Raw genomic sequence first — 26,048 nt, 5'->3', positions numbered from 1 at the left:
GGGGGGGGGGGGGGGGGGGGGGGGGGGGGGGGGGGGGGGGGGGGGGGGGGGGGGGGGGGGGGGTGGTCAGGCTGAGGTGCGCGCTACGGCTATCTCCTCGGCGGCTGCGGAGGAGATGGGGTCGAGGGCGTTCGCGTCGATCGCGTCGGGGTAGCGCTTGAACCAGCTGACCTGGCGGCGGGCGTAGCGACGGGTGAGCGCCTGCGCTTCGGCGATCGCCTCGGCTTCGCTCATCACGCCGTCGAACTGAGCGAGCGCCTGCGCGTATCCGATCGCGCGCGAGGCGGTGGTGCCCTCGCGAAGGCCGCTGTTCTGCAGGGCTTCGACCTCGGCCACCAGGCCGGCCGCCCACATCCGCTCGACCCGCGCATCCAAACGAGGCACGAGCTGCGCCCGCTCCACGGTGAGGCGGATGATCGTGGCCGGCCTCCAGAACACCGGCGCCTCGGGCAGGGTGCCGGTGACCGGGCTGCCGGTCAACTCCACCACTTCGAGCGCCCGCACCAAGCGCCGACCGTTGAACTGACCGATCGAGGTCGCCGCGACGGGATCGATCGCCTTCAGGCGGTCGTACATCGCCCGCGCCCCGAGCTCGGTGAGTTCGGCCTCGAGGCGTGCCCGCACGCTCTCGTCGCGGGCCGGGAATCGGAAGTCGTAGAGCACCGAGGAGACGTAGAGCCCCGATCCGCCGATGAGGATCGGCGTGCGACCGCGCGCGACGATGTCGTCGATGGCCCCCCGCGCCTCGCGCTGATAGGCGGCGACGGAGGCCTCGTCGGTGACCTCCAGCACGTCGAGCAAGTGGTGTGGGATGCCCCGCCGCTCGGCCAGGCTCAGCTTCGCAGTGCCGATGTCCATGCCGCGATAGAGCTGCATGGCGTCGGCGTTCACGATCTCGGCTGCGCCTCCGGATGCCGCCAGTCGCTCGGCGATCGCCAGGGACAGGTCGGATTTGCCGGTGCCGGTCGCACCGACGACGGCGATCAGCTCGGCGCGCGCTCCGTCGGGTTCCCTCGAGCCGGGGTCGGTCGTGACACGGGCATCGCGTGGCTTGGAGGACGCCCCAGCGGCGAGCGGATCGGCGGAGGACGCCCCCGCGGCGAGCGGATCGGCGGAGGAACCCCCACCGGCGGGCGGATCGGCGGCGGACATGCCGGCGCTACCCGCGCAGATCGTCGGTGGAACTGTAGATCGGGATGGTGCTGACCCGGTCGCCCTCGACCGCCGGGGCTCCGACGCGCAGACCCGGCAGACCAAGCGAAACCCGACCCGGCGCAGCGCTCGCGGCGTCCCCCGCCGGGGCCGGAACGGCGCACGAGGCGGCTTCTGCACGGTCCCAGGCGTCACCGGCGCGCGTGGCCCGCACGGCGAGGGGCGTGCCGTCGCTGTCGGCGATCAGGTGGAAGGGCGCCGCCTGCGTGACGGTCAACGTGACCACGTCGCCCGGCCGGGGGCGCGCCGAGCCCTCAGGCAACTCGAAATGCACCAGCCGGCTGTCGCGCGCTCGACCACTCAGGCGGTGGGTCTCGGAATCCTTGCGACCCTCGCCGTTCGCGACGACGAGTTCGACTTCGGCGCCGATCAGCTTCTGGTTCTCTTCGAACGAGATGCGATCTTGCAGGGCCGCCAGGCGCTCGTAACGCTCCTGCACGATCTCGTGCGGAACCTGGTCGGGCAGCGTCGCCGCCGGAGTGCCCGGGCGGATGGAGTATTGGAAAGTGAACGCGGAGGCGAATCGCGCCTCCTCGACGACGCGCATCGTCTCGAGGAAGTCGTCTTCAGTCTCGCCCGGGAATCCGACGATGATGTCGGTGGTGATGGCGGCGTTCGGGATCTTCTCGCGCACCCGGTCGAGGATGCCGAGGAACTTCGCCGAGCGGTAGGAACGGCGCATCGCTCGCAGGATGCGATCCGAACCCGACTGCAGGGGCATGTGCAGCTGCGGCATGACCGACGGGGTCTCCGCCATGGCGTCGATGACGTCGTCGGTGAATGCCGCAGGGTGCGGACTGGTGAAGCGGATGCGCTCGAGGCCTTCGATCTGACCGGCCGCGCGCAGTAGCTTGCCGAAGGCGAAGCGGTCGCCGAACTCGACGCCGTAGGAGTTGACGTTCTGGCCGAGCAGGGTGACCTCGATCGCCCCGTCGTCGACCAGGGACTGGATCTCTGCCAGCACCTCGCCCGGCCGGCGGTCTTTCTCTTTGCCGCGGAGCGAGGGCACGATGCAGAAGGTGCAGGTGTTGTTGCAGCCGACCGAGATCGAGACCCAGCCGCTGTAGGTCGAGTCGCGCTTGGTCGGCAGCGTCGACGGGAAGGTCTCGAGCGACTCCAGGATCTCGATCTGCGCGGCATCATTGTGACGCGCACGCTCGAGCAGGCTCGGCAGGGCCCCCATGTTGTGCGTGCCGAACACGACGTCGACCCAGGGCGCCTTGTCGAGGATGACGTTCTTGTCCTTCTGCGCCAGACACCCGCCCACGGCGATCTGCATGCCCTCGTGCCGCCGCTTGACGGAGGCGAGGTGGCCAAGGTTGCCGTAGAGCTTGTTGTCGGCGTTCTCGCGCACGGCGCAGGTGTTGATGACCACGACGTCGGCTTCGACGCCCTCGGCGCGCACGTAACCGGCCGCCTCGAGTGATCCGCTCAGTCGCTCGGAGTCGTGCACGTTCATCTGGCACCCGAAGGTGCGCACCTCGTAGGTGCGTGCACGCCCCGACGCGTCGTGAGACGCATCCGACATCGCAATGACGGTGGGGGCTTCGCTGACGGTGCTCATGGTGCGACCAGTCTACGAAACCCTGCCCGTGAGCTGCGCCAGCCCCACCACACCGGCACGGCGAACCAGCGCCGCATCAGCGGAAGCGCGGACCGCCCACCGATTTGCGCGTGGCCATCGCTCGGCGGGTGACTTCGCGCACGACTCCGGATGCGAACCCGCGCCTCGTGAGAAACCCCACGAGGCGGCGCTCGGCCGTGGTGTCGTCGTAGCTCGAAAGCTGACCGATCCGCTTCAGCGCGGCCTCCAGCGCGAGGTCGAACTCGTGCCCCTCGTCGAGCTGCTCGAGGGCTGCGGCGACCAACGGACCGGGTATCTTGCGGGCCGAGAGCTCGCGGGCGATGACCCCGCGACTCTTGTGGTTGCGCTCGCTCAGTCGCTCCACGAGCGTCTCGGCAAGGGCCGAGTCGTCGAGGTAGCCGAGCTCTTCGTAGCGCGCCACGAGCACTTCGGCCTCGTCGGCCGTGGCACCCTGGGCCACCAGCAGCTCCTGCGTCTCGAGCACGGAGAGCTGCCGTCTGCCCAGTGCGCGCACCACGGTGTCGCTCACCCGAGCCAGACGCTCCTCATCGGAGAGTTCAGGCTCGGACTCGATCTCATCGGCCTCCGGCTCGGAGCGAACAACGGATGCGGCGCCCCAGCCGGCCCCGCCCGCCGGGTGCTTGCCGCGCCCCCGACGAACGGAGTCCAGGCTGATGACGTCGTTCATCGTGCGCTACGCACCCTTTCGCGAAGCGATCTTGGGTGCGATCGGATCGACGTTGCCCGCCACTGCCGCTGCAGCCGCTGCGGATGCGACCGCTGCGGCTCCGGCCTCACCGATGCCGAGCTTGGCAAGGATCTTGTTCTCGATCTCGAGCGCGATGTCGGGGTTCTCGAGCAGGAAGCGACGCGAGTTCTCTTTGCCCTGGCCGAGCTGATCGCCGTCGTAGGTGTACCACGCCCCCGACTTGCGCACGATCTCGTGCTCGACACCGAAGTCGATCAGGCTGCCCTCGCGAGAGATGCCCACACCGTAGAGGATGTCGAACTCGGCTTGCTTGAACGGCGGCGCCATCTTGTTCTTCACGACCTTGACGCGGGTGCGGTTTCCAACTGCCTCGGTGCCCTCCTTGAGGGTTTCGATGCGACGGATGTCGAGCCGCACCGACGCATAGAACTTCAGCGCCTTACCACCGGCCGTGGTCTCGGGGCTGCCGAAGAACACACCGATTTTCTCGCGCAGCTGGTTGATGAAGATCATGGTCGTGTTGGTCTGGCTGAGCCCGCCCGTGAGCTTGCGGAGGGCCTGCGACATGAGACGGGCCTGCAGACCGACGTGGGAGTCGCCCATCTCACCTTCGATCTCGGCACGCGGCACGAGGGCCGCCACCGAGTCGATGACGATGAGATCGATAGAACCCGAACGCACCAGCATGTCGGCGATCTCGAGCGCCTGCTCACCCGTGTCGGGCTGCGAGACCAGGAGAGCGTCGATATCGACGCCCAGCTTCTTCGCATACTCCGGGTCGAGCGCGTGCTCGGCGTCGATGAAGGCCGCGATGCCACCGGCGCGCTGCGCGTTGGCGATGGCGTGCAAGGTCAGGGTGGTCTTACCCGACGACTCAGGACCGTAGATCTCCACGATGCGCCCACGCGGCAGCCCCCCGATGCCGAGCGCGACATCCAAGGCGATCGACCCGGTGGGAACGACCTCGACCGGGGCGCGTTCGTCGCTGCCCAGCCGCATGACCGATCCCTTGCCGAACTGGCGGTCGATCTGGGCGAGCGCGGTTTCGAGTGCCTTCTCACGATTTGCGTCTGACGGCATTTCGGTCTCCTTCTAATCGGTGTGCGGCCTCTTCGGCTGCGTCGGTGTGCCCACAGGCTGTCGTGTGCGTCCGAAGGTTTCCGGATGGCAACGACAAGGCGTTACGGGGAGTTCGTCGAACGAGGACCACGGTACGGATACCGTCCGACATTGAGTCGACCGGCATCCGATCTGTGGAGAACTTCTCGGAGTCTCCCGATGTGCAGAACACTACCCGCTTCCGAACATATCTTCGAGAAATGCGCGGCGTGTCCCGGCCCATCTTCGAATGCCGAAGGGCGCGAAAAAAGGCCCCGGACGCATCCGGGGCCTTCATTTCAGCTTCTGGGTTGTGCGGGCAATCCTGCCCCGTGCCAGCGCGAGGCCGGTACATCCGCCGCTCGACACACTGCGAGCCACACCTCTCGCGGGGAGATTCCTGCTTTCAACGCCTGCTCAGGGCTTCGATCACCGAGATCCACGAGCACCAGGTCGCTCGTGACGACCTGCCCGTAGGACTCACCGAACTCGTCGACGACCGCCTGCCGGAACTCGCTCAGTCTCACTCAGCGGGTCGAATCAACGAACCACGAGGTCGGCGTCGAAGTCGGCGACGAACTCATCGGGGATGGTGTCGGGGATGGGATCGATGCCCTCGACGACCGCTAGACGATCGCCCACCTCGCGCATGATGACGGAGATCGGGGTGTCGAGTGCCTCGGCGACCGATGCGAGAATCTCGCTCGAGGCCTCTTTCTGGCCTCGCTCGACCTCGCTCAGGTAGCCGAGCGCAACGCTCGCCTTACTTGCCACTTGACGAAGGGTGCGGCCCTTCTGCAGGCGGAAGTCCCGAAGCACGTCGCCGATTTCCTGACGAACTAGAATCACTGGACCCTCCTTGCGTTCCCGTCACGGTCAATTTCAAGTGGCACTCGAACCCGCCTCACGGCAGTGGTTCGTAGCAGAAACTCTAAACGACTGGGACTGGACATATCTTGTGAATGACATCAGATGTAACGAGATCGAAACGCGTCACATTCCCGCGCTGGTGCTTCACAAGGATTCTTCCAGGAAACGCAACGCCGCGCTCACCACCGCGGCCCGGACGGTGTTGCGGTCGCCGTCGAGTTCGAGAGCGTAGCTCCGAACCGATCCTCCGACGGCCACGCCGACGAACGCGGTGCCCGGCGGATGCCCGTCCTGCGCATCCGGGCCGGCGACCCCCGTGGTCGAGATGCCGATCTCGGGTTCGACCCCGTCGAGTGCGAGCGCGGTGCGCACGCCGACCGCCATCTGCCGCGCGACATCCGGGTGCACGGGCCCGTGCGCCGCCAAGACCTCGGCGTCGACGCCGAGAACGCTGTGCTTGATGGCCGTGTCGTAGGCCACCACTCCCCCGCGCAGCACGACGGATGCGCCGGGCACCGCCACGAAGGCGGCCGTCAGCAGACCGCCGGTCAGCGACTCGGCCACGGCGAGGGTGACGTGACGCGCCGTCAGGGTGGCGACGATCCGCTCGGCGCGCGCATCCGGCTCGACACTCATCGCTGCGGCGAAGGCGGAGACGCGGACGGCGAGGACGGCGACGTGGGCGGCGGCGTGCGGTTCAGCCGCCAGGCCTGCACGAGGTAGTCGATGCCGGTGACCACGGTGAGGATGAGCGCGAGAGCCATGAACACGCCGTTGACCCAGTTCACCCAGTCTCCGAGGAGGCTCGGGAAGGGCAGCAACGCGAGCGAGATCGCGATCGACTGCACCAGGGTCTTGAGCTTGCCACCTCGGGAGGCCGGGATGACCCGATCCGACAGCTGCACGAAGCGCCAGACCGTGATGCCCACCTCGCGCACGAGGATGACGATGGTGACCCACCAGGGCAGCTCGGCGAGAATGGAGAGACCGACCAGGGCCGCGCCGGTGAGGATCTTGTCGGCGATCGGATCGAGCAGCTTGCCGAGATCGGTGACGAGGTTGCGGCTGCGGGCGATGTGGCCGTCGATGCCGTCGGTGGCGATGGCCAGGATGAACAGCACGGCGGCCGCCCAGCGGAGCCAACCGTCTTGCCCGTCGTCGACGAGCAGCATGATGAAGAAGACCGGTGCGAGCAGGATACGGATGACCGTGATCGCGTTCGGCAGGTTCCAGTTGCTCGGCTTGGGCAGCGCCGCTTCAGCCCCGTCGTTCGCCACCGCGATCACTCCCTGCCGGTCAACCCCCAGGCATCCTCGTCTGAGTCGCCCTCCACCTCAGGGTACTGGTCGAGGGAGGCCGAAGGATACGGCGCGTGACCCGGTGAGACGCCGGCGCCCGACGTCGACGGCCCCGAGGGCGCAGCAGGTGCCGCAGCCGTGGAGGCCGCGGCGGTCGTCTCGCCGCGCAGCATCGCGAGCACTTCGGGCAGCTGCTCCGCGGTCACCAGCACGTCGCGGGCCTTCGAGCCCTCGGAGGGGCCGACGATCTCGCGCGACTCGAGGAGATCCATCAGGCGGCCGGCCTTCGCGAACCCCACCTTGAGCTTGCGCTGCAGCATCGAGGTCGAACCGAACTGCGTGTTCACCACGAGCTCGGCCGCCTGCAGCAGCACCTCGAGGTCGTCGCCGATGTCGGCGTCGATGTTCTTCTTCTCGGCCGCCGACACCGCCACGTCGTCGCGGTACTCGGGCCGGGCCTGGCGGGTGACGTGCTCGACCACCTTGGCGATCTCGGCCTCGCTCACCCAGGCACCCTGCACGCGGATCGACTTCGACGACCCCATCGGCAGGAACAGCGCGTCGCCCTGGCCGATCAGCTTGTCGGCGCCCGGCTGGTCGAGGATGACGCGGGAGTCGGTGACGCTCGTCACGGCGAAGGCGAGACGTGACGGCACGTTGGCCTTGATCAGGCCGGTCACCACGTCGACGCTCGGCCGCTGCGTGGCGAGCACGAGGTGGATTCCGGATGCGCGCGCGAGCTGGGTGATCCGCACGATCGAGTCTTCGACGTCACGCGGGGCGACCATCATCAAATCGGCGAGCTCGTCGACCACCACCAGCAGGTAGGGATAGGGCTTCAGGATGCGCTGCGACGCCGGCGGGAGCTGGATCTCGTTGTTGACGACGGCTCGGTTGAAGTCGTCGATGTGGCGGAAGCCGAAGCTCTCCAGGTCGTCGTACCGCATGTCCATCTCCTTCACGACCCAGGAGAGCGCCTCAGCGGCCTTCTTCGGGTTCGTGATGATGGGGGTGATCAGGTGGGGCACGCCCTGATAGGCGGTGAGCTCGACCCGCTTCGGGTCGATCAGCACCATGCGAACCTCGCTCGGCTTCGCGCGCATCAGGATCGACGTGACCATGGAGTTCACGAAGCTGGACTTTCCCGAACCGGTCGAGCCGGCCACCAAGAGGTGGGGCATCTTCGCGAGGTTCGCCAGCACGAACTTGCCCTCGACGTCTTTGCCGACGCCGATGGTCATCGGATGCGTGTCGTTCATGGCCTTCGAGGAGCGCAGCACGTCGCCGAGCACGACCGTCTCACGGTCGGTGTTCGGAATCTCGATGCCGATGGCGCTCCGCCCCGGGATCGGCGAGAGGATGCGCACCTCGTTCGAGGCGACCGCATACGCGAGGTTCTTGCTGAGCGCCGTGACCCGCTCCACCTTGACGCCCTGGCCGAGCTCGATCTCGTAGCGCGTGACGGTCGGGCCGCGGGAGAATCCGGTGACCGCCGCGTCGACCGAGAACTGCTTCAGCACATCCGTGATCGCGCGCACGATCTCGTCGTTGGCCTCCGAGCGCGCCTTCGCGGGGCCGCCGGCGACGAGATTGGCGGCGGAGGGGAGACGGTAGTTCGCGGCATCCCGTTCCCGCGCCGCGGCGAGGGTGAACGCATCGTCGGCCGCAGCCGCCGCATCCACCGGGGTGGTGGGGAGTGGCGTGCCGGAAAAGGCGGGCAGGGCCTCGGTGCCGTCGTCGTCGAGTAGACCGGTGGCCGAGGGTCGACCAGGAAGGATCTCGCCCGTGACCCGCTTGATGGCGAGCTCGGCCGCCTCCATGTCGTCAAGCAGGCCGTTGCCGAAGCTCTCCGTGGTGACGATGTCGGCGGCTCGCTCGAAGGCGCCGTTGTCTTCCGGTGGCGCGGTGCGGTCGACGACCCGGGGCGCCATGAGCGGAGTGTCGAACTCCGGATCGACCTCGCGCTGGCTCTTGTTGCGGCGCCACCAGGGCAGGGCGCCGGTGTCGCTGTCGTCACGCGTGGCATCGAAGTCGAGCATGTCGTCGGCGTCGGTCGAGATGGCCGAGGTCTTCGAGGTCTTGCTCGGCCTCGCCTCCTCGGGCTCAGGGGCAGGCGCTCCGAACAGGTAGGCGTAGAGCTCGCGCACCCTCCTGCCGATCTTGTTCGGCGGGGTCTTCGTGATGATGAACAACGACAGCGCGGCGAAGACGACCATGACGATCGTGGCTCCGACCGGGGTGATGAGGGCGACCAGCGGAGCCGCGACGATCCAGCCGAGCACGCCACCCGCAAGGGCGAGGTGATCGATGCCCGCTGCGGGGTCGGGCGTGCCTCCGAAGATGTGGCACAACCCCGACACCGACACGAGGAACACGGCGAGGCCGATGCCGATGCGCCCGTTGTCGTTGACGGAACTCGGATGCCGGAACAGCCACAGTGCCAGCAGCAGCAGGATGACGGGCATGGCGTAGGAGACGCGACCGAACAATCCACCGAAGGTCCAGGCGCTGATCGCCCCGGCCACGGCGTTGGATGCGAGGAACCATTCGACGAGGGCCCCGGCGACCGCGAGCAGGAAGATGAGGAACGGGAAGCCGTCGCGGCGCTCCTCCTTGGCCAGCTTCTCCGGACCGAAGGCGCGCGCCGCGCCACCGACCACATGAGCCAGCGCCATCCAGGCGCGGGTGAAGACACCGGGCCCTTCGTGCTCGGTGACAGCGGGATACTTCACGGTCTTCTGGGTGGCGGTGCGAGAAGGCGTGGTGCGCCCCTTCGCCGCCGACCCGCGCGCCGGAGTCGCCCGGGATCGGGGCGTGGACTTGCTACTCGTGGCCATGCTTTCACGCTACCTGCGACCCCCGACGTGGCGGTGATGCCGCGCCGGGGGTACCGCCTCGCCACTTCCCGCGCGCGGCAGGCCTTCGGCCTGTCGGGCGCTCACTGCCGGCGCCGCCGCTTCTGCGGCGCCGGGCGACATGTTCGCGTGCGGTCGGAGGGCCCGGCCTGCGGTCGTGCCCTCCGGCCACGCGCTCACCCTGGGTCGTCGATAAGGGCCTGTTGCGTGCCCTGCCGGGCGCTCGCGTGCGAAACGACGGAGTTTCGCGCCCCAGAACGGAAACGACGGAGCGTCAGCCCGCAGTTCCGCGCCCCCTCCGTCGTTTCGTTGAGCGTCCCAAGTGTTTGGGGAACGAGAGCGCAGGCCGCGGGCCGCGCTCGACGACCCAGGGTGAGCGCGAGGCCGCGAAGCGACCTCACGCGAACATGTCGCCTCGCGCCGCAGAAGCGGCGGCGCGAGCAATAAGGGCCCGCCCAGCCGAAGGCCGGGCGAGCCCGAAAAGCGGCGGGGCGGCACCCCGTCGAGCGCCCCTAAGCCTCGATCACCAGCGGCACGATCATCGGCCGGCGCCGGAGGCTGCTGTTGACCCAGCGACCCACCGTGCGGCGCACGACCTGCTGCAGGGCGTACGGCTCCCGCACGCCGTTCTGCGCCGCGTCGGCGAGAGCGGCGACGATCTTCGGCTTGACGGCGTCGAAGACCTTGTCGTCTTCCGCGAACCCCTTGGCGTGGATCTCGGGACCCACGACGATGCGGCCGGTCTGGGCCTCCACCACGACGATGATCGAGATGAACCCCTCTTCGCCCAGGATTCTGCGGTCTTTGAGGTCGGCATCCGTGATCTCTCCCACGGTCGACCCGTCGACGTAGACGTAACCGAGGTCGTGCTGCCCGACCACGGTGGCGACGCCGTTCTTCAGGTCGATGACGGTACCGTCTTCGGCGATGAAGGTGTTCGCGGCGGGCACTCCGGTCTCGATCGCGAGCTTCTGGTTGGCCACCAGGTGACGGAATTCGCCGTGCACGGGCAGTACGTTCTTCGGCTTCAGGATGTTGTAGCAGTAGAGCAGTTCGCCCGCGGCCGCGTGACCGGAGACGTGCACCTTCGCGTTGCCCTTGTGGATGACGTTCGCACCGAGCTTCGTGAGCCCGTTGATGACGCGGTAGACCGCGTTCTCGTTGCCCGGGATGAGGCTCGAGGCCAGGATGACGGTGTCGCCCGTGCCGACCTCGATCTGGTGCTCGAGGTTGGCCATCCGTGAGAGCACGGCCATCGGCTCGCCCTGCGAACCGGTGGACATGTAGACGATCTTGTCGTCGGGGATGTCGCCGGCTTTCTTGAAGTCGACCAGCACGCCCTCGGGCACCTTGAGGTAGCCGAGATCGGCCGCGATGGTCATGTTGCGCACCATCGAGCGCCCGAGCAGCGCCACCCGGCGACCGTGCGCGTGGGCGGCGTCCAGCACCTGCTGCACGCGGTGCACGTGGCTCGAGAAGCTCGCCACGATGACGCGACGCGGTGCGCGCTCGATGATCGACTCGAGCACCGGCCCGATGTCACGCTCGAGCGGCGTGAACCCGGGCACGTCGGCGTTCGTCGAGTCGACCAGGAACAGGTCGACTCCGGCCTCACCGAGACGGGCGAAGGCGCGCAGGTCGGTGAGCCGGTCGTCCAGCGGCAGCTGGTCCATCTTGAAGTCGCCGGTGTGCAGCACGACTCCCGCGGGCGTCTTGATGGCGACAGCCAGCGCATCCGGGATCGAGTGGTTCACCGCCACGAACTCGCACTCGAAGGGGCCGAGGTTCTCGGTCTGCCCCTCGCGCACGTCGAAGGTGTAGGGCGTGATGCGGTGCTCTTTGAGCTTCGCCTCCACCAGCGCCAGCGTGAGCGCCGATCCGATGAGCGGGATGTCCTCCCGCAGCTTCAGCAGGTAGGGCACCGCACCGATGTGGTCTTCGTGTCCGTGCGTGAGCACGATGCCCACCACGTCTTGCAGCCGATCGCGAACGACGCTGAAGTCGGGCAGGATCAGGTCGACGCCCGGCTGGTTCTCTTCGGGGAAGAGCACCCCGCAGTCGACGATGAGCAACTTGCCCTCGTATTCGAAGACGGTCATGTTGCGACCGATCTCGCCGAGGCCACCCACGGGGGTGATTCGGAGTGTTCCGGCCTGGAGCGCCGGCGGTTCAGTTATGGGGCTTTGCATGGGCCCTCCTCGATGTGTCGTGCTCGCTTGTCGTGCGAGCGGTTGTCATGCATGGTCTGCGGTCCGGCTGTCCGGCCGCGGGGGGCGTCTGCGGGGCTGATCTCGTCAGCGGGTGGTGCCTGCGACCTTCGGCAGGGCTCCTCCGGCCGCTGCGTTTCGGTCGGGGCGGAAGTTGTTGAAGTCGAGGCCGGGGATGTCGCGAACGAGGTCGATCTCGTTCTCGATCTCGGCGGCCTCCCACTCCTCAGGGCCGACCAGCGGCAGCCGCACGCGCGGGCTGCCGATGCGGCCGAGCCCGTGCAGGATGTACTTCGCGGCGACCGTGCCGGGAACGTGCGTCATGATCGCCCGCACCAGCGGTTCGAGCGACTTGTGGGCCGCTGTCGCGGTGGCCAGGTCGCCCGCGTTCACGGCGTCGACGATCACGCGGTAGGGCGCCGGCGCCACATTCGCGGTGACGCCGATGAGGCCCGACGCGCCGATCGCCAAGTGTGGCAGCACGTTCGAGTCGTCGCCCGAGAAGTAGAGCAGGTCGGTCTGGTTGAGCACCCGGCTCACCTCGCTGAAGTCGCCCTTGGCGTCTTTCACGGCGAGGATGTTCGGATGCTTGGCGAGCCTCAGCATGGTCTCGTAGCGGATCGGCACCCCGGTGCGGCCCGGGATGTCGTAGAGGATGACGGGCAGGTCGGTCGCATCCGCGATCATCCGGAAGTGGGTCAGGATGCCGGCCTGGGTCGGCTTGTTGTAATACGGCGTGACCACGAGATTGCCGTCGGCGCCGGCCTTCTCGCTCTGACGGGCGAGCTGCATGGCGTGCGCGGTCTCGTTCGAACCGCCACCCGTGATGATCTTCGCGCGACCGGCGGCGACATCCTTACCGACCTCGACCAGCCGGATCTTCTCCGGGTCGGTGAGGGTGGACGTCTCGCCGGTGGTGCCGGTCACGACGATGCCGTCGGCGCCCCCGGTGATGAGGTCGTCGATGAGCTTCTCGACCCCGGGCCAATCGACTTCGCCGTCGGCCGTGAACGGGGTGACCATGGCGACCAGGACCTGGCCGAATGGGTTCGTAACGTTAGACACGGTTACAGGCTATCGCCTCTGTGCTGTGCGGGTTTCAGAAGCCCAGCCGCCCGAGCAGTTTCGGATCGCGCTGCCAGTCCTTGGCCACTTTCACGCGGATGTTGAGGTAGACCTGCCGCCCGAGCAGCGGTTCGATCTCGGCGCGGGCGCGCGAACCGACGTCGCCGAGACGGGAGCCCTTCGGCCCGATGATGATGCCCTTCTGGCTGTCGCGCTCGACGAAGAGGTTGGCGTAGATCTCCACGAGGTCACGGTCGTCGCGCTCCCGCATGTCGTCGATCGTGACGGCGATGGAGTGCGGCAACTCGTCGCGCACACCCTCGAGGGCGGCCTCGCGGATCAGCTCGGCGATGCGCGACTCGAGGCCCTCGTCGGTGATCTGGTCTTCGGGGTAGAGCTTCTCCGACCGGGGCAACAAGCGGATGAGCTCACTCGTGAGCACATCGAGTTGGATGCGGCTGGTCGCCGAGACCGGGATCACCGTCTCCCATTCGCGCAGCTCCGACACCGCCAGCAATTGCTCGCCGACCTGCTGCTTCGAGGCCGAGTCGATCTTCGTGACGATCGCGATCTTCTTCGCACCGGGGTAGGCATCCAGCTGCTCGTTGATGTAGCGGTCTCCCGGGCCGAGCTTCTCGTCGGCCGGCAGGCAGAACCCGATCACATCGACGTCGCCGAGGGTGGACTGCACGAGCGAGTTGAGGCGCTCGCCGAGCAGGGTGCGCGGCCGGTGCATTCCGGGGGTGTCGACCACGATCAGCTGACCGGCGGGATCGTGCACGATGCCGCGGATGGCCTGCCGGGTGGTCTGCGGCTTCGAACTCGTGATCGCGACCTTCTCGCCGACCAGTGCGTTCGTGAGGGTGGACTTGCCGACGTTGGGGCGCCCGACGAAGGTGACGAACCCCGCCCGGAAGTCGCCGTCGACGTCGCCTGCTGAGTCGCTCATGCGTTCTCCTTGGTGGGGGTGGACTTGCTGTTGTTCTTGGCGCCCGACTTCGGCGGTTGCGTGCGCACCGGGCCGGTTCTGGTGGGGCCGGTGTCGGTGGAGACCGGGATGGGCGCATCCGGATCGCGCCGCACCATCACAGTGATGATGCGCTTGCGGCGGCCGTCGGCGCGGTCGGCGGTGAGCTCGAGACCGGAGACCCGGGCCACGGAACCGCTGACCGGCAGGCGCCCCAGCGTCTTGGAGAGCAGACCGCCGACGGAGTCGACGTCGTCGTCGTCGAGCTCGAGGTCGAACAACTCGCCCAACTCGTCGACGGGCAGCCGGGCACTCACGCGGTAGGAGCCTTCGCCCAGGGCCTCGACCTCCACCACATCGCGGTCGTATTCGTCGGAGATGTCGCCGACCAGCTCTTCGATGAGGTCTTCGAGGGTGACGAGCCCGGCGATGCCGCCGTATTCGTCGACCACCATCGCGAGGTGGTTCGACTCCAACTGCATCTGGCGCAGCGTGTCGTCGACCTTCTTCGATTCGGGGATGAACAGGGGCGGGCGAACGAGTTCGCTCACGCGCATCCGGTCGACCTCGTTCGGGCGCTCGTAGCTCAGCCGCGCCACGTCGCGCAGATAGAGCACGCCGGAGATCTGGTCGACGTTGTCGTTCTCGACCACCGGGATGCGCGAGACGCCCTTGCTGAGAAAGAGGCCGAGGCCGTGGCCGACCGTCGCGTCGTCTTCGATCGTGACCATGTCGGTGCGCGGGATCATCACTTCGCGCACCACCGTGTCGTTGAACTCGAGGATCGAGTGGATCAGCTCGCGATCGTCTTCTTCGAGCACGTCGAGTTCGGTTGCCTCGTCGACCATGCTGAGCAGTTGCTCCTCCGACGAGAAGGTGCCCGAACGCGGGCGGCCCGGCGTGACCCGGTTGCCGATCGCGACCAGCGCGTTCGCCACCGGCCCGAGCACGACGCGCACGAGGTGCACCGGCACGGCTCCGTAGCGGAGCACCGGCCGCGCGTGAACGCGCCCGACGCTGCGGGGGCTCGAACCCACCAGCACGAAGGAGACCGCCGTCATGATCGCCGCCGAGAGCACGAGAGCCAGCCAGAGCACGTCGATCGAGAAGGCGAACGCGATGGTGACGAGCACCGCCGCCGTGGTCTCGAACACGACGCGGGCGAAGTTCACGGCGTTGATGTGGGCGCCCGGGTCGTCGGCGATGGCGCGCAGGGAGCGTTTGGCCCGATAGCGGTCGGCGAGCTCCAGGATGTCGGAGCGCGACAGTGACAGCACCGCGGAGTCGACGGCCGCGAAGAGGCCGCCGAACGCCACGAGGACGAAGGCCGCTATCAGGAACAGGGCTATGGTCATGCCGGGCGGCGACGCTCGCTCATTGCGAAGCCGACCAGGATGTCGCGCTGGATGCCGAACATCTCCTTCTCCTCCTCAGGCTCGGCGTGATCGAAGCCGAGCAGGTGCAGGATGCCGTGGGTGGTGAGCAGCAACAGCTCTTCGAGGGTCGAGTGCCCGGCCGTCTGGGCCTGCGATTCGGCCACCTGCGGGCAGAGCACGACGTCGCCGAGGAGGCCGGCCGGCGTCGGCGCGTCTTCGGTTCCCGGACGCAACTCGTCCATCGGGAAGCTCAACACGTCGGTGGGGCCCGGCTCGTCCATCCACTGCACGTGCAGCTGCTCCATCGCCGCTTCGTCGACCAGCACGATCGCGAGCTCTGCATCCGGGTGCACGTGCATCTGGTCGAGCGCGTAGCTCGCCAGCCGCAGCAGTGCCGTCTCGTCGACCGGAACCGAGCTCTCGTTGTTGATCTCAATACTCACGAAACGTCGTCCTTATCGTTTGCCGCGGTTGTAGCGACGATCGCGTTCGTTGCCGAACTCGGGGGCGTGGCCGGCGTGTTCGCGACGGGCCATCTGCACCTGATCGTATTTGGTGTAGGCGTCGACGATCTCGCCCACCAGGGTGTGGCGCACCACGTCGGCGCTGGTGAGCGTGGCGAAATGGATGTCGTCGATGCGGTCGAGGATGCGTGTCACGATCTGCAGTCCGCTCGTTCCGGTGGGCAGGTCGACCTGCGTGATGTCCCCCGTGACCACCATCTTCGAACCGAAGCCGAGCCGGGTGAGGAACATCTTCATCTGCTCGGGCGTGGTGTTCTGTGCCTCGTCGAGCACGATGAACGAGTTGTTGAGCGTGCGACCGCGCATGTAGGCCAGCGGTGCAACCTCGATGGTGCCGGTGGCGAGGAGCTTCGGCACGATCTCCGGATCCATCATCTCGTTGAGCGCGTCGTAGAGCGGCCGCAGGTAGGGGTCGATCTTGTCGGTGAGCGTGCCCGGGAGGTAGCCCAGGCGCTCGCCGGCTTCGACGGCCGGACGGGTCAGGATGATGCGCTCGACCTCTTTGCGCTGCAGCGCCTGCACGGCCTTCGCCATGGCGAGGTAGGTCTTGCCCGTTCCCGCCGGACCGATGCCGAACACGATGGTGTTCTCGTCGATCGCGTCGACGTAGTCTTTCTGACCCGTGGTCTTCGGCCGCACGCTCTTGCCGCGGGCGGTGAGAATGGCCTGGCTCAACAGTTCGGCCGGGCTCGCGGCCCGATCGTTCTCGAGGATGCGCGCTGACGACGAGACCTCGACAGGCGTGAGGTCTTGGCCGTTGCGCACCATCAGCAGCAGCTCCTCCACCAGTCGGCGGGCGGCATCCACCTGATCGGCGTCGCCCCTCAGCGTGATGTCGTTGCCGCGCACTAGCACGGTGACCAGCGGGAACTGCCGCTCGATGGTGGTGAGCAGGCGATCTTGAGGACCGAGGAGGCGCACCATCTCGATTCCGTCGATGTGGAGGCGCGCTTCGGCCTCCGGGGAGTGCGGGTTCGGTGTGGGTGCGGTGTCAGCCCTGTCCAAGGGTTCCTTCCTCGAGGCCGCCTCCGAGCACGTGAGCATGCACGTGGAAGACGGTCTGCCCGGCGTTCGGGCCGGTGTTGAAAATGAGTCTGAAGTCGCCGTCGGTCAATTCGTCGGCGAGGGACTTCGCGACGGCGACCATCTCAGCGAGAAGACCAGGGTCTCCCGCTGCCAGTTCGACCACGTCGCGGTAGCGCTCGGTCTTGGGCACCACGAGCACGTGCACGGGGGCCTTCGGCGCGATGTCGGGGAACGCGATGACCCGGTCGGTCTCGGCGAGGATCGTCGCCGGGATCTCCCGGGCGACGATGCGGCTGAAGATCGAGGGGGAATCGGTTTCGGTGGACATGGCTCCATTGTAGTTTTGGCACCCGCTGAACGGACCGGCTGTGGACAACTGGGAGCCGGGGTTCGCTACAAGCGTGCCTGTGCAGGAGCGGAGGCAGAAGCAGGCGAGGCGCTACCAGCGCCCCAGCGCCGCGTTGATGACGGCGAGCGCCGCCGGGCCTGCGCTCGACGTGCGCAGCACCTCGTCGCCGAGTCGCACCGCCTGCGCTCCCGCAGCCGTCAGCACGTCGAGTTCATGGGGCGAGATGCCGCCCTCCGGACCGACGACCAGCAGCACCGGAGCCTCGGCACCCTCGGCGAACGAGATCTCGGTGAGCCGCACGCCCGCGGTCGGCTCGAGCACGAGCATCCGGTTCTCCGCGGCGAGCGCGCGCAGCCCCGCGAGATCGGCGAGCCCGCTCACCACGGGCACGAACGGCCGGATCGACTGCTTCGCCGCTTCGCGCACGATGCTCGACCAGCGCTCGATGCCCTTGGCGACCTTCGGCCCGCTCCAGCGGGAGATCGACCGCTCGGCCTGCCAGGGAACGACCCCGGAGACGCCCAGCTCCGTGGCGGTCTGCACGGCCAGCTCGTCGCGATCGCCCTTCGCCAGTGCCTGCACGAGCACGAGCTGCGGCGCGGGCTCCGGATGCACGACCACGGCCTCCACGCGTAGCTCCAACTCGCGCGGCTCCACCCGCGTCACGACACCGCTGACGACCAGCCCCTGACCGTCGCCGATCGCCGTGTGCTCGCCCACACGCATCCGGTTCACCGTCGTCGCGTGGCGTGCCTCGTCGCCCGAGAGCAGCACCACATCGCCCACTTCGTGCGGGGCCGTTGCGAGGTCGTCGCGCAGGAACAGGGAACTCACCGGCGAACCAGCCGATCAGACGTTCAGGAAGCGGTCGCGCAGCTTCGCGAACAAGCCCTGCTGGAAGTGACCGAGCGTCGGCGCGGGGTACTTGTGCGCGTTCGCGAGCTGCTTCATCAGCTCCTTCTGCTTGTGGTCGAGCTTCGTGGGCGTCACCACCTGGATGCCGACCCGCAGGTCGCCGCGGCCGTTGCCGCGCAGGTGCGTGATGCCGCGGCCCTTGACCGTCAGCACCTCGGCGCTCTGCGTTCCGGGCTTGATCTCGATCTCGATGTCGCCGTCGAGCGCCTGGATGGTGGTGGTGGTGCCGAGCACCGCATCCCACATCTGCACCTCGAGGGTGCAGAGCAGGTCGTCGTCGTTGCGCGAGAACACGTCGTGGTGACGCACCTTCATCTCGAGGTAGACGTCGCCCTGCGGGCCGCCGGCCGGGCCGACCTCGCCCTGGCCGGGCAGCTGCAGCCGCAGACCGGTCTCGACGCCGGCCGGGATGTCGACCGGGATGGTGCGGCGTGCACGAACGCGGCCCTGGCCCTGGCAGGTGGGGCACGGGTTCGGGATGACGGTGCCGTAGCCGCGGCAGGTGCCGCAGGGAGCGCTGGTGACGACATTGCCGAGGAGCGACCGCACGGTGCGCTGGATCGAACCCGAGCCGCCGCAGATGTCGCAGGTGACGGGCGAAGTGCCGGGCTGGCAGCATGAACCGTTGCAGGTGTCGCAGACCACGGCCGTGTCGACCTCGAGGTCGCGGTGGGTTCCGAAGATGACCTCGCCGAGGTCGACCTCCACGCGCAGCAGGGCGTCTTGGCCGCGCTCTTCGCGGGACTTCGGGCCACGGGATGCGCCGCCCTGGCCGCCGAAGAAGGTCTCGAAGATGTCTCCGAAGCCCCCGAATCCGCCGGCACCGCCCGCGCCGCCGAAGCCGGCCTGAGGGCCGCGGTCGTAGTCGCGCCGCTGGCCGGGGTCGCTCAGCACGTCGTAGGCATGGGTGACCTGCTTGAACTTCTCCTGAGCATCCGGGCTCGGGTTCACATCGGGGTGCAGCTCACGGGCCAACCTGCGGTAGGCCTTCTTGATCTCTTCGGGTGTCGCTTCGCGCGAGACGCCGAGCACGTCGTAATGGTCAGCCACCAGGGGCTTCTCCTTTGTTCGATGAGGGTCGTGTAGCTGTGGAGGAGAGAACGGTCAGCTCGCGCTGCCCGAGTCTCCGAGAGTGCGGGACAGATAGCGCGCCACGGCGCGCACCGCCGAGATGTTGCTCGAGTAGTCCATGCGAATGGGGCCGAGCACGCCGAGACGGGAGACCGACGTTCCGATGCCGGAGTAACCGGAGGCAAGAATGGACGTCTCGCCGAGCCCGAACGATTCGTTCTCGCGGCCGATCGAGACCGTGATGCCGCGCTGGTCTGCTTCCATCTCGCTGAACAGGCGGAGCAGCACCACCTGCTCCTCCACCGCTTCGAGCACCGGGAGGATGCTGCCGTGGAAGTCGTCTTCGGTGCGCACCAGATTGGCGGCGCCGGCGATCAACAGTTTCTCCTGGCGGTTCGCGGTCACCTGCTCCTGCAGGATGCTCGCCACCACCTCGACCGTCGGAGCATGTTCGTGGGGGAAACGGTCGGAGACACCGGTGAGGGCGCTGGCGGCCTCGGTGAGCCCCAGACCGCCGATCGTCTCATTCAGACGGGACCGCAGCTCGCCGATCAGCTGCTCGTCGGTCTCGGCCGGCACATCCACCACCCGCTGATCGACGTGCCCGCTGTCGGTGATGACCACCGTCATGAGGCGCCGCGGCGTGAGCGAGACGACCTCGACGTGCCGCACCCGTGCCTGCGAGAGCGAGGGGTACTGCACCAGGGCCACCTGATGGGTGAGCTGCGAGAGCAGACGGACGGTGCGAGCGAGCACGTCGTCGACGTCGACGCTCGAACCCAGAAAGGTCTCGATGGCGTGTCGCTGGGCGAGGCTCAGCGGACGGAGGTCGGAGAGGTGGTCGACGAAGAGGCGGTACCCCTTGTCGGTGGGCACCCGGCCGCTCGACGTGTGGGGGGCCGTGATCAGCTCTTCTTCTTCGAGCAGCGCCATGTCGTTGCGGATGGTGGCCGCCGAGACGCCGAAGGAATGCCGTTCGGCGATGCTCTTCGAGCCGACGGGCTCGCGCGAGGCCACATAGTCTTGCACGATCACGCGAAGCACTTCGAGGCTGCGTTCTGAGACCATCAGGAACACCTTCCTCGTGTTGGCACTCACCTCACTGGAGTGCCAATTATATCTCTGATCGGGCGTGGACGGTTCCGAACACCCCTGATCCAAATCATTGCCGCCCGGGTAGCCCGGGCGCTATCTTGTGTCTGAGCACGACCTCGAGCGCCCGCACGAGCCCGTGAGCCGCTTCTCCCACCGTCTGAAAGGCGCGAGACATGACTGACCCCAACGCAACACCGCCGTACGACCCGGCTTCCGGCCAGCCCACTCCCCCGCCCGGACAAGCGACGCCTCCTCCCGGCTACCAGGCCCCGCCCCCCGGTTACCAGGCGCCCCCGCCCGGCTACCAGGCCCCGCCGCCCGGTTACCAGGGCGCCCCGGTCGCCGCCGCGCCGCTCTCGCCCGCCGAAGACAAGCAGTGGGCCTTCCTCGGTCAGCTCGGTGGCATCCTCGGCTTCATTCCGCCGCTGATCATCTGGCTCATCTTCAAAGACCGCGGCCCCCTCACCAACCAGGAGGCCAAGGAGTCGCTGAACTTCCAGATCACGGTCGCGATCTTCGCCGCCGGGCTGTACATCATCGGCATGATCACGCTGTTCATCTTCATCGGCGGCCTGTTCCTCTTCCTGGCCTGGGCCGTGCAGATCGTCGGCCTCATCTTCGCGATCATCGCGGGCGTGAAGGTCAACCAGGGCGGAACCTACCGCTACTTCTTCAACTTCCGCTTCATCAAGTAGGTTCGGCGCGGACTTCTCCAAACGTCGCGGTGACCGATGCCCTCTACAGGGCCGGTTGCCGCGACGTTTGTCGTTGTCCGGCCACAACGGGTCAGGTGAGGCGGCGCACGACCGCGTCGGCGAGGAGGCGGCCCTGCAGGGTGAGTTCGAGGGTGCCGCGGAGGGCTGCGGGGCCGTCGACCAGGCCGTCGGCGATGAGGCCCGCGACCTCTCGCCGCGCCGCCGGCGCGAGCGTCGCGATGCGGAGGGCGCCCCGCACTCGGGTGAGCAGCAGCACGCGCTCGAGTTCGCGCGCAGCCTCTCCGATCGTCTCGCGGCCCGCCGCCGGCGACTCGCCCGCCGCGATGCGCTGAGCAAAGGCGGCCGGATGCTTGACGTTCCACCACCGCGTCGACCCCACGTAGCTGTGCGATCCGGGCCCGATGCCCCACCAGTCGTGACCCACCCAGTAGCCGAGGTTGTGCCTCGAACGGTGCGACGCACCGCGGGCCCAGTTGCTCACCTCGTACCACTCGTAACCCGAGGCTCCGAACGCGGCATCCGCTCGCTCGTACATGTCGGCCTGCAGGTCGTCCGAGGGCGCGATCACCTGCCCCGACCGGATCTGCCGCGCGAGCTTCGTGCCGTCTTCGACGATCAGGGCGTAGGCTGAGACGTGGTCGGGTTCGTTCGCGAGCACCGCGTCGATGGAGCGCTGCCAGTCGTCGAGCGTCTCGCCCGGCGTGCCGTAGATGAGGTCGAGGCTGACATCGAGACCGGCGTCTTTCGCCCACCGCACCACCTCGGGCACGCGCAGAGGATCGTGGGTGCGCTCCAGCGTGGCGAGCACACTCGGCACCGCCGACTGCATCCCGAAGCTGACGCGGGTGAATCCGGCATCGGCGAGGGTGCGCAGGTAGGCGGCGTCGACCGAGTCCGGGTTCGCCTCGGTGGTGACCTCGGCGCCGTCGGCGAGACCCCAGGTGTCTCGCGCCGCGCGAAGCATTGCGGCGAGCTGGGTGGCCGGCAGCAGCGTGGGCGTGCCGCCGCCGAAGAACACGGTCGAGGCCGGTCGGCGCGGATACCCGGATGCGTCGAGCACGCCGGCCGCGAACCGCATCTCCTCGATCGCCTGAGACGCGTAGTCGCTCTGCTTCACGCCGCGGAGCTCGGTGGCCGTGTAGGTGTTGAAGTCGCAGTAGCCGCAGCGCACGCGGCAGAACGGCACGTGCACGTAGAGGCCGAAGTCGCGGGAGGCTGCGGGCGCGGCAGTCGACTCCGGAGCGGCTGACGCATCCGGGGCATCCGTCGCGCCGGGCCTGGGCAGCAGCCCGTCCGCAGGGGCCGGATCGCCCACCGGCAAGAGAGAAGGCACGAGCCCGCCTATGCGCCCTTGCTCGGCATGAGCGCGCGGAGGTAACGGCGGGTGGCGCGCGCCTGCACGATGCGCAGCACCGGCAGTCCGAGGCGGTAGAACCACGTGCTCGGGCGCGAGAAGGCGCGCACGACGATCCACACCGAATCGTCGGAGAGGTGCTCGACGACGAAGCTCTCTTCTCCGGACTCCGGATGCCCGGGCAGGGTGCCGTAGGCGAATCCGATGCGACCGGGCTCGTTCACCAGGTAGACCACGCGGATCGGCGCCCGAAAACGCAGGCCGAAGGCACGGACGGTGAGCTCGGCGGTGGTGCCGGCCGAGACGAGCGGGGTGCCGTCTTCGCCGTATCCCTGCTCCGGGTGCGCGGCGCGGGGTCCGACAGGAGTGCCGGACTCGTCGAAGACGAGCCCCGCGTAATCGGTCGTACTGGGGCCGGCGGGCTGGATGTCGCCCACCGTGATGCCGGCGCCGCGTTGTACGCCCCAGGCCATCAGCTTCGCCGACGCGACCTCGAAGCGCTCGGTGCCGGAGCCCAGACGTGCGCGGCGCTCCATCGGGTGGAAGCCCTTCGGCGGGAAGTAGAGCAGATCTTCGGCCTGCGTGGCACCCACCGCCGCGTAGCTGAGGGGCACCTCGGAGCGCGGAACCGAGCGTGCCGTCGTCGTTCCCGGCACGCCTACTTGTCCTTCTTCTTCTCGGTGTCGCCCGAGAGCGCGGCGATGAAGGCCTCCTGGGGCACCTCGACCCGGCCCACCATCTTCATGCGCTTCTTGCCCTCTTTCTGCTTCTCGAGGAGCTTCCGCTTGCGGGTGATGTCACCGCCGTAGCACTTGGCCAGAACGTCTTTGCGCATCGCGCGGATCGACTCGCGCGCGATGATGCGGGCGCCGATCGCGGCTTGGATCGGCACCTCGAACTGCTGCCGCGGGATGAGCTCGCGGAGCCGCCCGGTCATCAGCACGCCGTAGGCGTAGGCCTTGTCGCGGTGCACGATGGCACTGAACGCGTCGACCTGTTCGCCCTGCAGCAGGATGTCGACCTTCACCAGGTCGGCCTCGGCCTCGCCCGCGGGCTCGTAGTCGAGGCTGGCGTAGCCCGCGGTCTTCGACTTCAGGTTGTCGAAGAAGTCGAACACGATCTCGCCGAGCGGCATCGTGTACTTGATCTCCACCCGGTCTTCACCGAGGAACTCCATGCCCTGCAGCGTGCCGCGTCGGCTCTGGCAGAGCTCCATGATCACGCCCACGTAGTCTTTCGGCGCGAGGATCGCGGCGTTCACCACCGGCTCCGCCACGCTCACGATCTTGCCGCCCGGGAACTCGCTCGGGTTCGTGACCGTGATCGTCTTCTTGTCTTCGGTGGTGACGTTGTAGATGACCGACGGCGCCGTGGCGATGAGGTCGAGACCGAACTCGCGCTCGAGCCGCTCGGAGATGATCTCGAGGTGCAGGAGGCCGAGGAAGCCGCAACGAAAACCGAATCCGAGGGCGACGGATGTCTCGGGCTCGTAGACCAGGGCCGCGTCGCTGAGCTTCAGCTTGTCGAGCGCCTCGCGGAGCGCCGGGTAATCGGTGCCGTCGAGCGGGTAGAGGCCCGAGAACACCATCGGCAGCGGCTCGGTGTAACCGGGCAGCGCGACCGTGGCGGGCTTCGAGGCGGTGGTGACGGTGTCGCCGACCTTCGACTGCCGCACGTCTTTCACGCCCGTGATGAGGTAGCCGACCTCGCCGACGCCGAGGCCCTTGGAGGGCGTCGGCTCAGGGCTGCTCACCCCGATTTCGAGGATCTCGTGTGTCGCCCGGGTCGACATCATCTGGATGCGCTCGCGCGGACTCAGGTGCCCGTCGATCATGCGCACGTAGGTGACCACGCCGCGGTAGGCGTCGTAGACCGAGTCGAAGATCATGGCGCGAGCCGGCGCATCCGGATCTCCCACCGGAGCGGGGATGAGCTCGGTCACGCGATCGAGCAACGCCTCGACGCCCATGCCGGTCTTGCCGCTCACGCGCAAGACGTCGTCGGGGCTGCCTCCGATGAGGCTCGCGAGTTCTTTCGCGTACTTCTCGGGGTCGGCCGCCGGCAGATCGATCTTGTTGAGCACCGGGATGATGGTGAGGTCGTTCTCGAGCGCCAGGTAGAGGTTCGCGAGGGTCTGCGCCTCGATGCCCTGCGCCGCGTCGACCAGGAGGATGGCGCCCTCGCAGGCCGCGAGGGATCGGCTCACCTCATAGGTGAAGTCGACGTGCCCGGGGGTGTCGATCATGTTCAGGGCGAAGGTCTGGTCGCCGAGGCGCCACGGCATGCGCACCGCTTGACTCTTGATGGTGATGCCGCGCTCGCGCTCGATGTCCATGCGGTCGAGGTATTGGGCGCGCATGTCGCGGTCGCTCACCACGCCGGTGATGCCGAGCATCCGGTCGGCCAGGGTCGACTTGCCGTGGTCGATGTGCGCGATGATGCAGAAGTTGCGGATGAATGCGGGGTCGGTGGAGGCGGGCTGAAGGGCCTTCAGGGCTGTGGGGCTCACGCATTCCTCTGGGTCGTCGGTGCCGTGGCGCGCCGAATGACGGGACGACCTATTCTGCCATGCCCTGCCGTGAAGGCCGATCGTTCGATTGAATTGGGTTATGGCCATCTTTCTCACCGGCGCGACCGGGTTCATCGGTTCGGCAGTTCTCCGTCAACTTCGTGCACAGGGCCGGGAGGTCGTGGCGCTGGTGCGCAACGCCGATCAGATCCCCGCGATCGAATCCACCGGCGCCCGTGCGGTGCTCGGCACCCTGACCGACCGCGAGGTCATCAGCCACCTCGCTCTCGAGAGCGACGGGGTCATCCATCTGGCCGCCCACGACTCCGATGCGGCGGCCGTCGACGACGCCTTCGTCTCCGCCGTGTTCTCCGGGCTCGAGGGCAGCGACAAGCCCTACGTGCACACCGGCGGCGCCTGGGTGTTCGGATCGGGCGCCTCCATCACCGAGAGCACGCCGTTCGACCCGCCGGCGATCACCGCCTGGCGGCTGCCGATCGAGGCGCGGGTGCGGAGTGCGGAGGGCATCAAGACGACGATCATCGCCCCGGGCATCGTGTTCGGGCAGGGTCGCGGAATTCCTTCGGTGATTCAGGATGCGCCGCGCGGTTCGGGCGTCGCCCCCGCTCTCGCTCTGGTGGGGTCGGGCGAGCAGCACTGGACGACCGTGTTCGTCGACGACCTCGCCGAACTGTACCTTCTCGCCTTCGACCTGGCCGACGCCGGGTCGTACTACATCGGCGCAAGCGGCCAGAACCCCACCGTGCGCGAGCTCGGTGAGGCGGCGGCATCCGCTGCGGGGCTCGACGGACGGGTCACACCGTCATCGGTCGAAGAGACGCGGGCCCGGCTCGGCGCTCCCTTTGCGGACGCCCTGATGCTCGACCAGCAGGCCACCGGATCGGCGGCGCGCATCGACCTCGGCTGGGAGCCGAACGGCCCGTCGCTCGTCGACGAGCTCCGGGCGGGCACGTACTTGGGTTAGCTGTAGTGCTAGCTGCCTCGGGCGCCGTGCTTCGCGCGGCGTCCTCGGGCGTCGCCGGTCCCTGCCCGGCGCCGCGCGACATGTTCGCGTGCGGTCGCTGGCGCGGCCGCGCGCTCACCCTGGCTTGGCTGGGAGCGGCCCGTTGCGTTCGCCTCCCGCGCCGACCACCCCGGAGCGTTCGAGAGCAGCGCGCTGCGTTCGCCTCCCATGCCGACCACCCCGGGGCGTTCGAGAGCAGCGCGCTGCGTTCGTCTCCCGTCCC

The 26,048-nt window shown here is 68.1% G+C and carries 24 protein-coding genes; 2 read left to right on the top strand and 22 right to left on the bottom strand.

The window, feature by feature from the left end; translation table 11 throughout:
- Positions 1–66: 66 nt before the first annotated feature.
- The 19 genes from miaA to hrcA form a co-directional block, all read right to left on the bottom strand.
- Positions 67–1,152, bottom strand: coding sequence for a tRNA (adenosine(37)-N6)-dimethylallyltransferase MiaA (miaA, locus tag N1027_RS19540; protein WP_259510639.1), 1,086 nt, complete (start codon positions 1,150–1,152; stop codon positions 67–69).
- Positions 1,153–1,159: 7 nt separating this feature from the next.
- Positions 1,160–2,776: a tRNA (N6-isopentenyl adenosine(37)-C2)-methylthiotransferase MiaB gene (gene miaB, locus N1027_RS19535; protein ID WP_259510637.1), complete on the bottom strand. Its 1,617-nt coding sequence runs from the start codon at positions 2,774–2,776 to the stop codon at positions 1,160–1,162.
- A gap of 76 nt (positions 2,777–2,852) precedes the next feature.
- Positions 2,853–3,485, bottom strand: a complete 633-nt coding sequence (locus N1027_RS19530; protein ID WP_259510635.1) for a regulatory protein RecX — start codon at positions 3,483–3,485, stop codon at positions 2,853–2,855.
- 6 nt (positions 3,486–3,491) lie between these two features.
- The gene (gene recA / locus N1027_RS19525; protein ID WP_259510633.1) at positions 3,492–4,586 is read right to left on the bottom strand and encodes a recombinase RecA; all 1,095 of its coding nucleotides are present in this window, start codon (positions 4,584–4,586) and stop codon (positions 3,492–3,494) included.
- Positions 4,587–4,903: 317 nt separating this feature from the next.
- Positions 4,904–5,131 carry a DUF3046 domain-containing protein gene (locus N1027_RS19520; RefSeq protein ID WP_259510632.1) on the bottom strand — a complete coding sequence of 76 codons (228 nt, stop codon included), beginning with the start codon at positions 5,129–5,131 and terminating at the stop codon, positions 4,904–4,906.
- A 13-nt stretch (positions 5,132–5,144) separates the two neighbouring features.
- Positions 5,145–5,453: a helix-turn-helix domain-containing protein gene (locus tag N1027_RS19515; protein ID WP_259510630.1), complete on the bottom strand. Its 309-nt coding sequence runs from the start codon at positions 5,451–5,453 to the stop codon at positions 5,145–5,147.
- A gap of 165 nt (positions 5,454–5,618) precedes the next feature.
- Positions 5,619–6,110, bottom strand: coding sequence for a CinA family protein (locus tag N1027_RS19510; protein WP_259510629.1), 492 nt, complete (start codon positions 6,108–6,110; stop codon positions 5,619–5,621).
- Positions 6,107–6,751 carry a CDP-diacylglycerol--glycerol-3-phosphate 3-phosphatidyltransferase gene (gene pgsA / locus N1027_RS19505; RefSeq protein WP_259510627.1) on the bottom strand — a complete coding sequence of 215 codons (645 nt, stop codon included), beginning with the start codon at positions 6,749–6,751 and terminating at the stop codon, positions 6,107–6,109. The genes N1027_RS19510 and pgsA overlap by 4 nt, the downstream gene beginning before the upstream one ends.
- A 5-nt stretch (positions 6,752–6,756) precedes the next feature.
- Positions 6,757–9,609: an FtsK/SpoIIIE family DNA translocase gene (locus N1027_RS19500; protein ID WP_259510625.1), complete on the bottom strand. Its 2,853-nt coding sequence runs from the start codon at positions 9,607–9,609 to the stop codon at positions 6,757–6,759.
- A 530-nt stretch (positions 9,610–10,139) separates the two neighbouring features.
- Positions 10,140–11,816: a ribonuclease J gene (locus N1027_RS19495; protein WP_259510624.1), complete on the bottom strand. Its 1,677-nt coding sequence runs from the start codon at positions 11,814–11,816 to the stop codon at positions 10,140–10,142.
- Positions 11,817–11,921: 105 nt separating this feature from the next.
- A complete protein-coding gene (dapA, locus tag N1027_RS19490) occupies positions 11,922–12,899 on the bottom strand; it encodes a 4-hydroxy-tetrahydrodipicolinate synthase (protein WP_259510622.1) in 978 nt (325 codons plus the stop codon).
- Between the two features lie 34 nt (positions 12,900–12,933).
- Entirely contained in the window at positions 12,934–13,848 is a 915-nt protein-coding gene (gene era / locus N1027_RS19485; protein ID WP_259510620.1) for a GTPase Era, read from the bottom strand.
- Positions 13,845–15,221 carry a hemolysin family protein gene (locus tag N1027_RS19480; protein WP_259510619.1) on the bottom strand — a complete coding sequence of 459 codons (1,377 nt, stop codon included), beginning with the start codon at positions 15,219–15,221 and terminating at the stop codon, positions 13,845–13,847. Before N1027_RS19480 ends, era begins: the two co-directional genes overlap by 4 nt.
- Entirely contained in the window at positions 15,218–15,685 is a 468-nt protein-coding gene (gene ybeY / locus N1027_RS19475) for an rRNA maturation RNase YbeY (RefSeq protein ID WP_259510617.1), read from the bottom strand. Before ybeY ends, N1027_RS19480 begins: the two co-directional genes overlap by 4 nt.
- Before the next feature lie 12 nt (positions 15,686–15,697).
- A complete protein-coding gene (locus tag N1027_RS19470) occupies positions 15,698–16,690 on the bottom strand; it encodes a PhoH family protein (RefSeq protein WP_259510655.1) in 993 nt (330 codons plus the stop codon).
- Between the two features lie 67 nt (positions 16,691–16,757).
- Positions 16,758–17,120: an HIT domain-containing protein gene (locus N1027_RS19465; protein ID WP_259510614.1), complete on the bottom strand. Its 363-nt coding sequence runs from the start codon at positions 17,118–17,120 to the stop codon at positions 16,758–16,760.
- 111 nt (positions 17,121–17,231) lie between these two features.
- On the bottom strand, positions 17,232–17,975 hold the full coding sequence (locus N1027_RS19460; protein ID WP_259510612.1) for a 16S rRNA (uracil(1498)-N(3))-methyltransferase: 744 nt from the start codon (positions 17,973–17,975) through the stop codon (positions 17,232–17,234).
- Positions 17,976–17,990: 15 nt separating this feature from the next.
- Complete coding sequence (gene dnaJ, locus N1027_RS19455; protein ID WP_259510611.1) at positions 17,991–19,106, bottom strand: molecular chaperone DnaJ; 1,116 nt, start codon at positions 19,104–19,106, stop codon at positions 17,991–17,993.
- Positions 19,107–19,160: 54 nt separating this feature from the next.
- Positions 19,161–20,195 (bottom strand): heat-inducible transcriptional repressor HrcA, encoded by a 1,035-nt coding sequence (gene hrcA, locus N1027_RS19450; RefSeq protein WP_259510609.1) that lies wholly within the window; start codon positions 20,193–20,195, stop codon positions 19,161–19,163.
- 200 nt (positions 20,196–20,395) lie between these two features.
- Between hrcA and N1027_RS19445 the strand changes: the two genes are divergently transcribed.
- On the top strand, positions 20,396–20,917 hold the full coding sequence (locus N1027_RS19445; protein ID WP_259510608.1) for a DUF4870 domain-containing protein: 522 nt from the start codon (positions 20,396–20,398) through the stop codon (positions 20,915–20,917).
- A gap of 91 nt (positions 20,918–21,008) precedes the next feature.
- Here N1027_RS19445 and hemW read toward each other — a convergent pair whose 3' ends face one another.
- The 3 genes from hemW to lepA are packed head-to-tail and all read right to left on the bottom strand — an operon-like array spanning position 21,009 to position 24,801.
- The gene (gene hemW, locus N1027_RS19440) at positions 21,009–22,271 is read right to left on the bottom strand and encodes a radical SAM family heme chaperone HemW (RefSeq protein ID WP_259510606.1); all 1,263 of its coding nucleotides are present in this window, start codon (positions 22,269–22,271) and stop codon (positions 21,009–21,011) included.
- An 8-nt stretch (positions 22,272–22,279) separates the two neighbouring features.
- Positions 22,280–22,948 (bottom strand): DUF1990 domain-containing protein, encoded by a 669-nt coding sequence (locus N1027_RS19435; protein ID WP_259510603.1) that lies wholly within the window; start codon positions 22,946–22,948, stop codon positions 22,280–22,282.
- Positions 22,949–22,950: 2 nt separating this feature from the next.
- A complete protein-coding gene (gene lepA / locus N1027_RS19430) occupies positions 22,951–24,801 on the bottom strand; it encodes a translation elongation factor 4 (protein ID WP_259510595.1) in 1,851 nt (616 codons plus the stop codon).
- Between the two features lie 100 nt (positions 24,802–24,901).
- Here lepA and N1027_RS19425 point away from each other — a divergent pair, with 100 nt between their 5' ends.
- A complete protein-coding gene (locus N1027_RS19425; protein WP_259510593.1) occupies positions 24,902–25,786 on the top strand; it encodes an NAD-dependent epimerase/dehydratase family protein in 885 nt (294 codons plus the stop codon).
- Positions 25,787–26,048: the final 262 nt, after the last annotated feature.

Source organism: Herbiconiux aconitum, from assembly GCF_024979235.1.
Classification (GTDB): Bacteria; Actinomycetota; Actinomycetes; order Actinomycetales; family Microbacteriaceae; genus Herbiconiux; species Herbiconiux aconitum.
The sequence above is the reverse complement of the archived record's forward strand: the minus strand, read 5'-3'. Positions and strand labels throughout refer to the sequence as shown.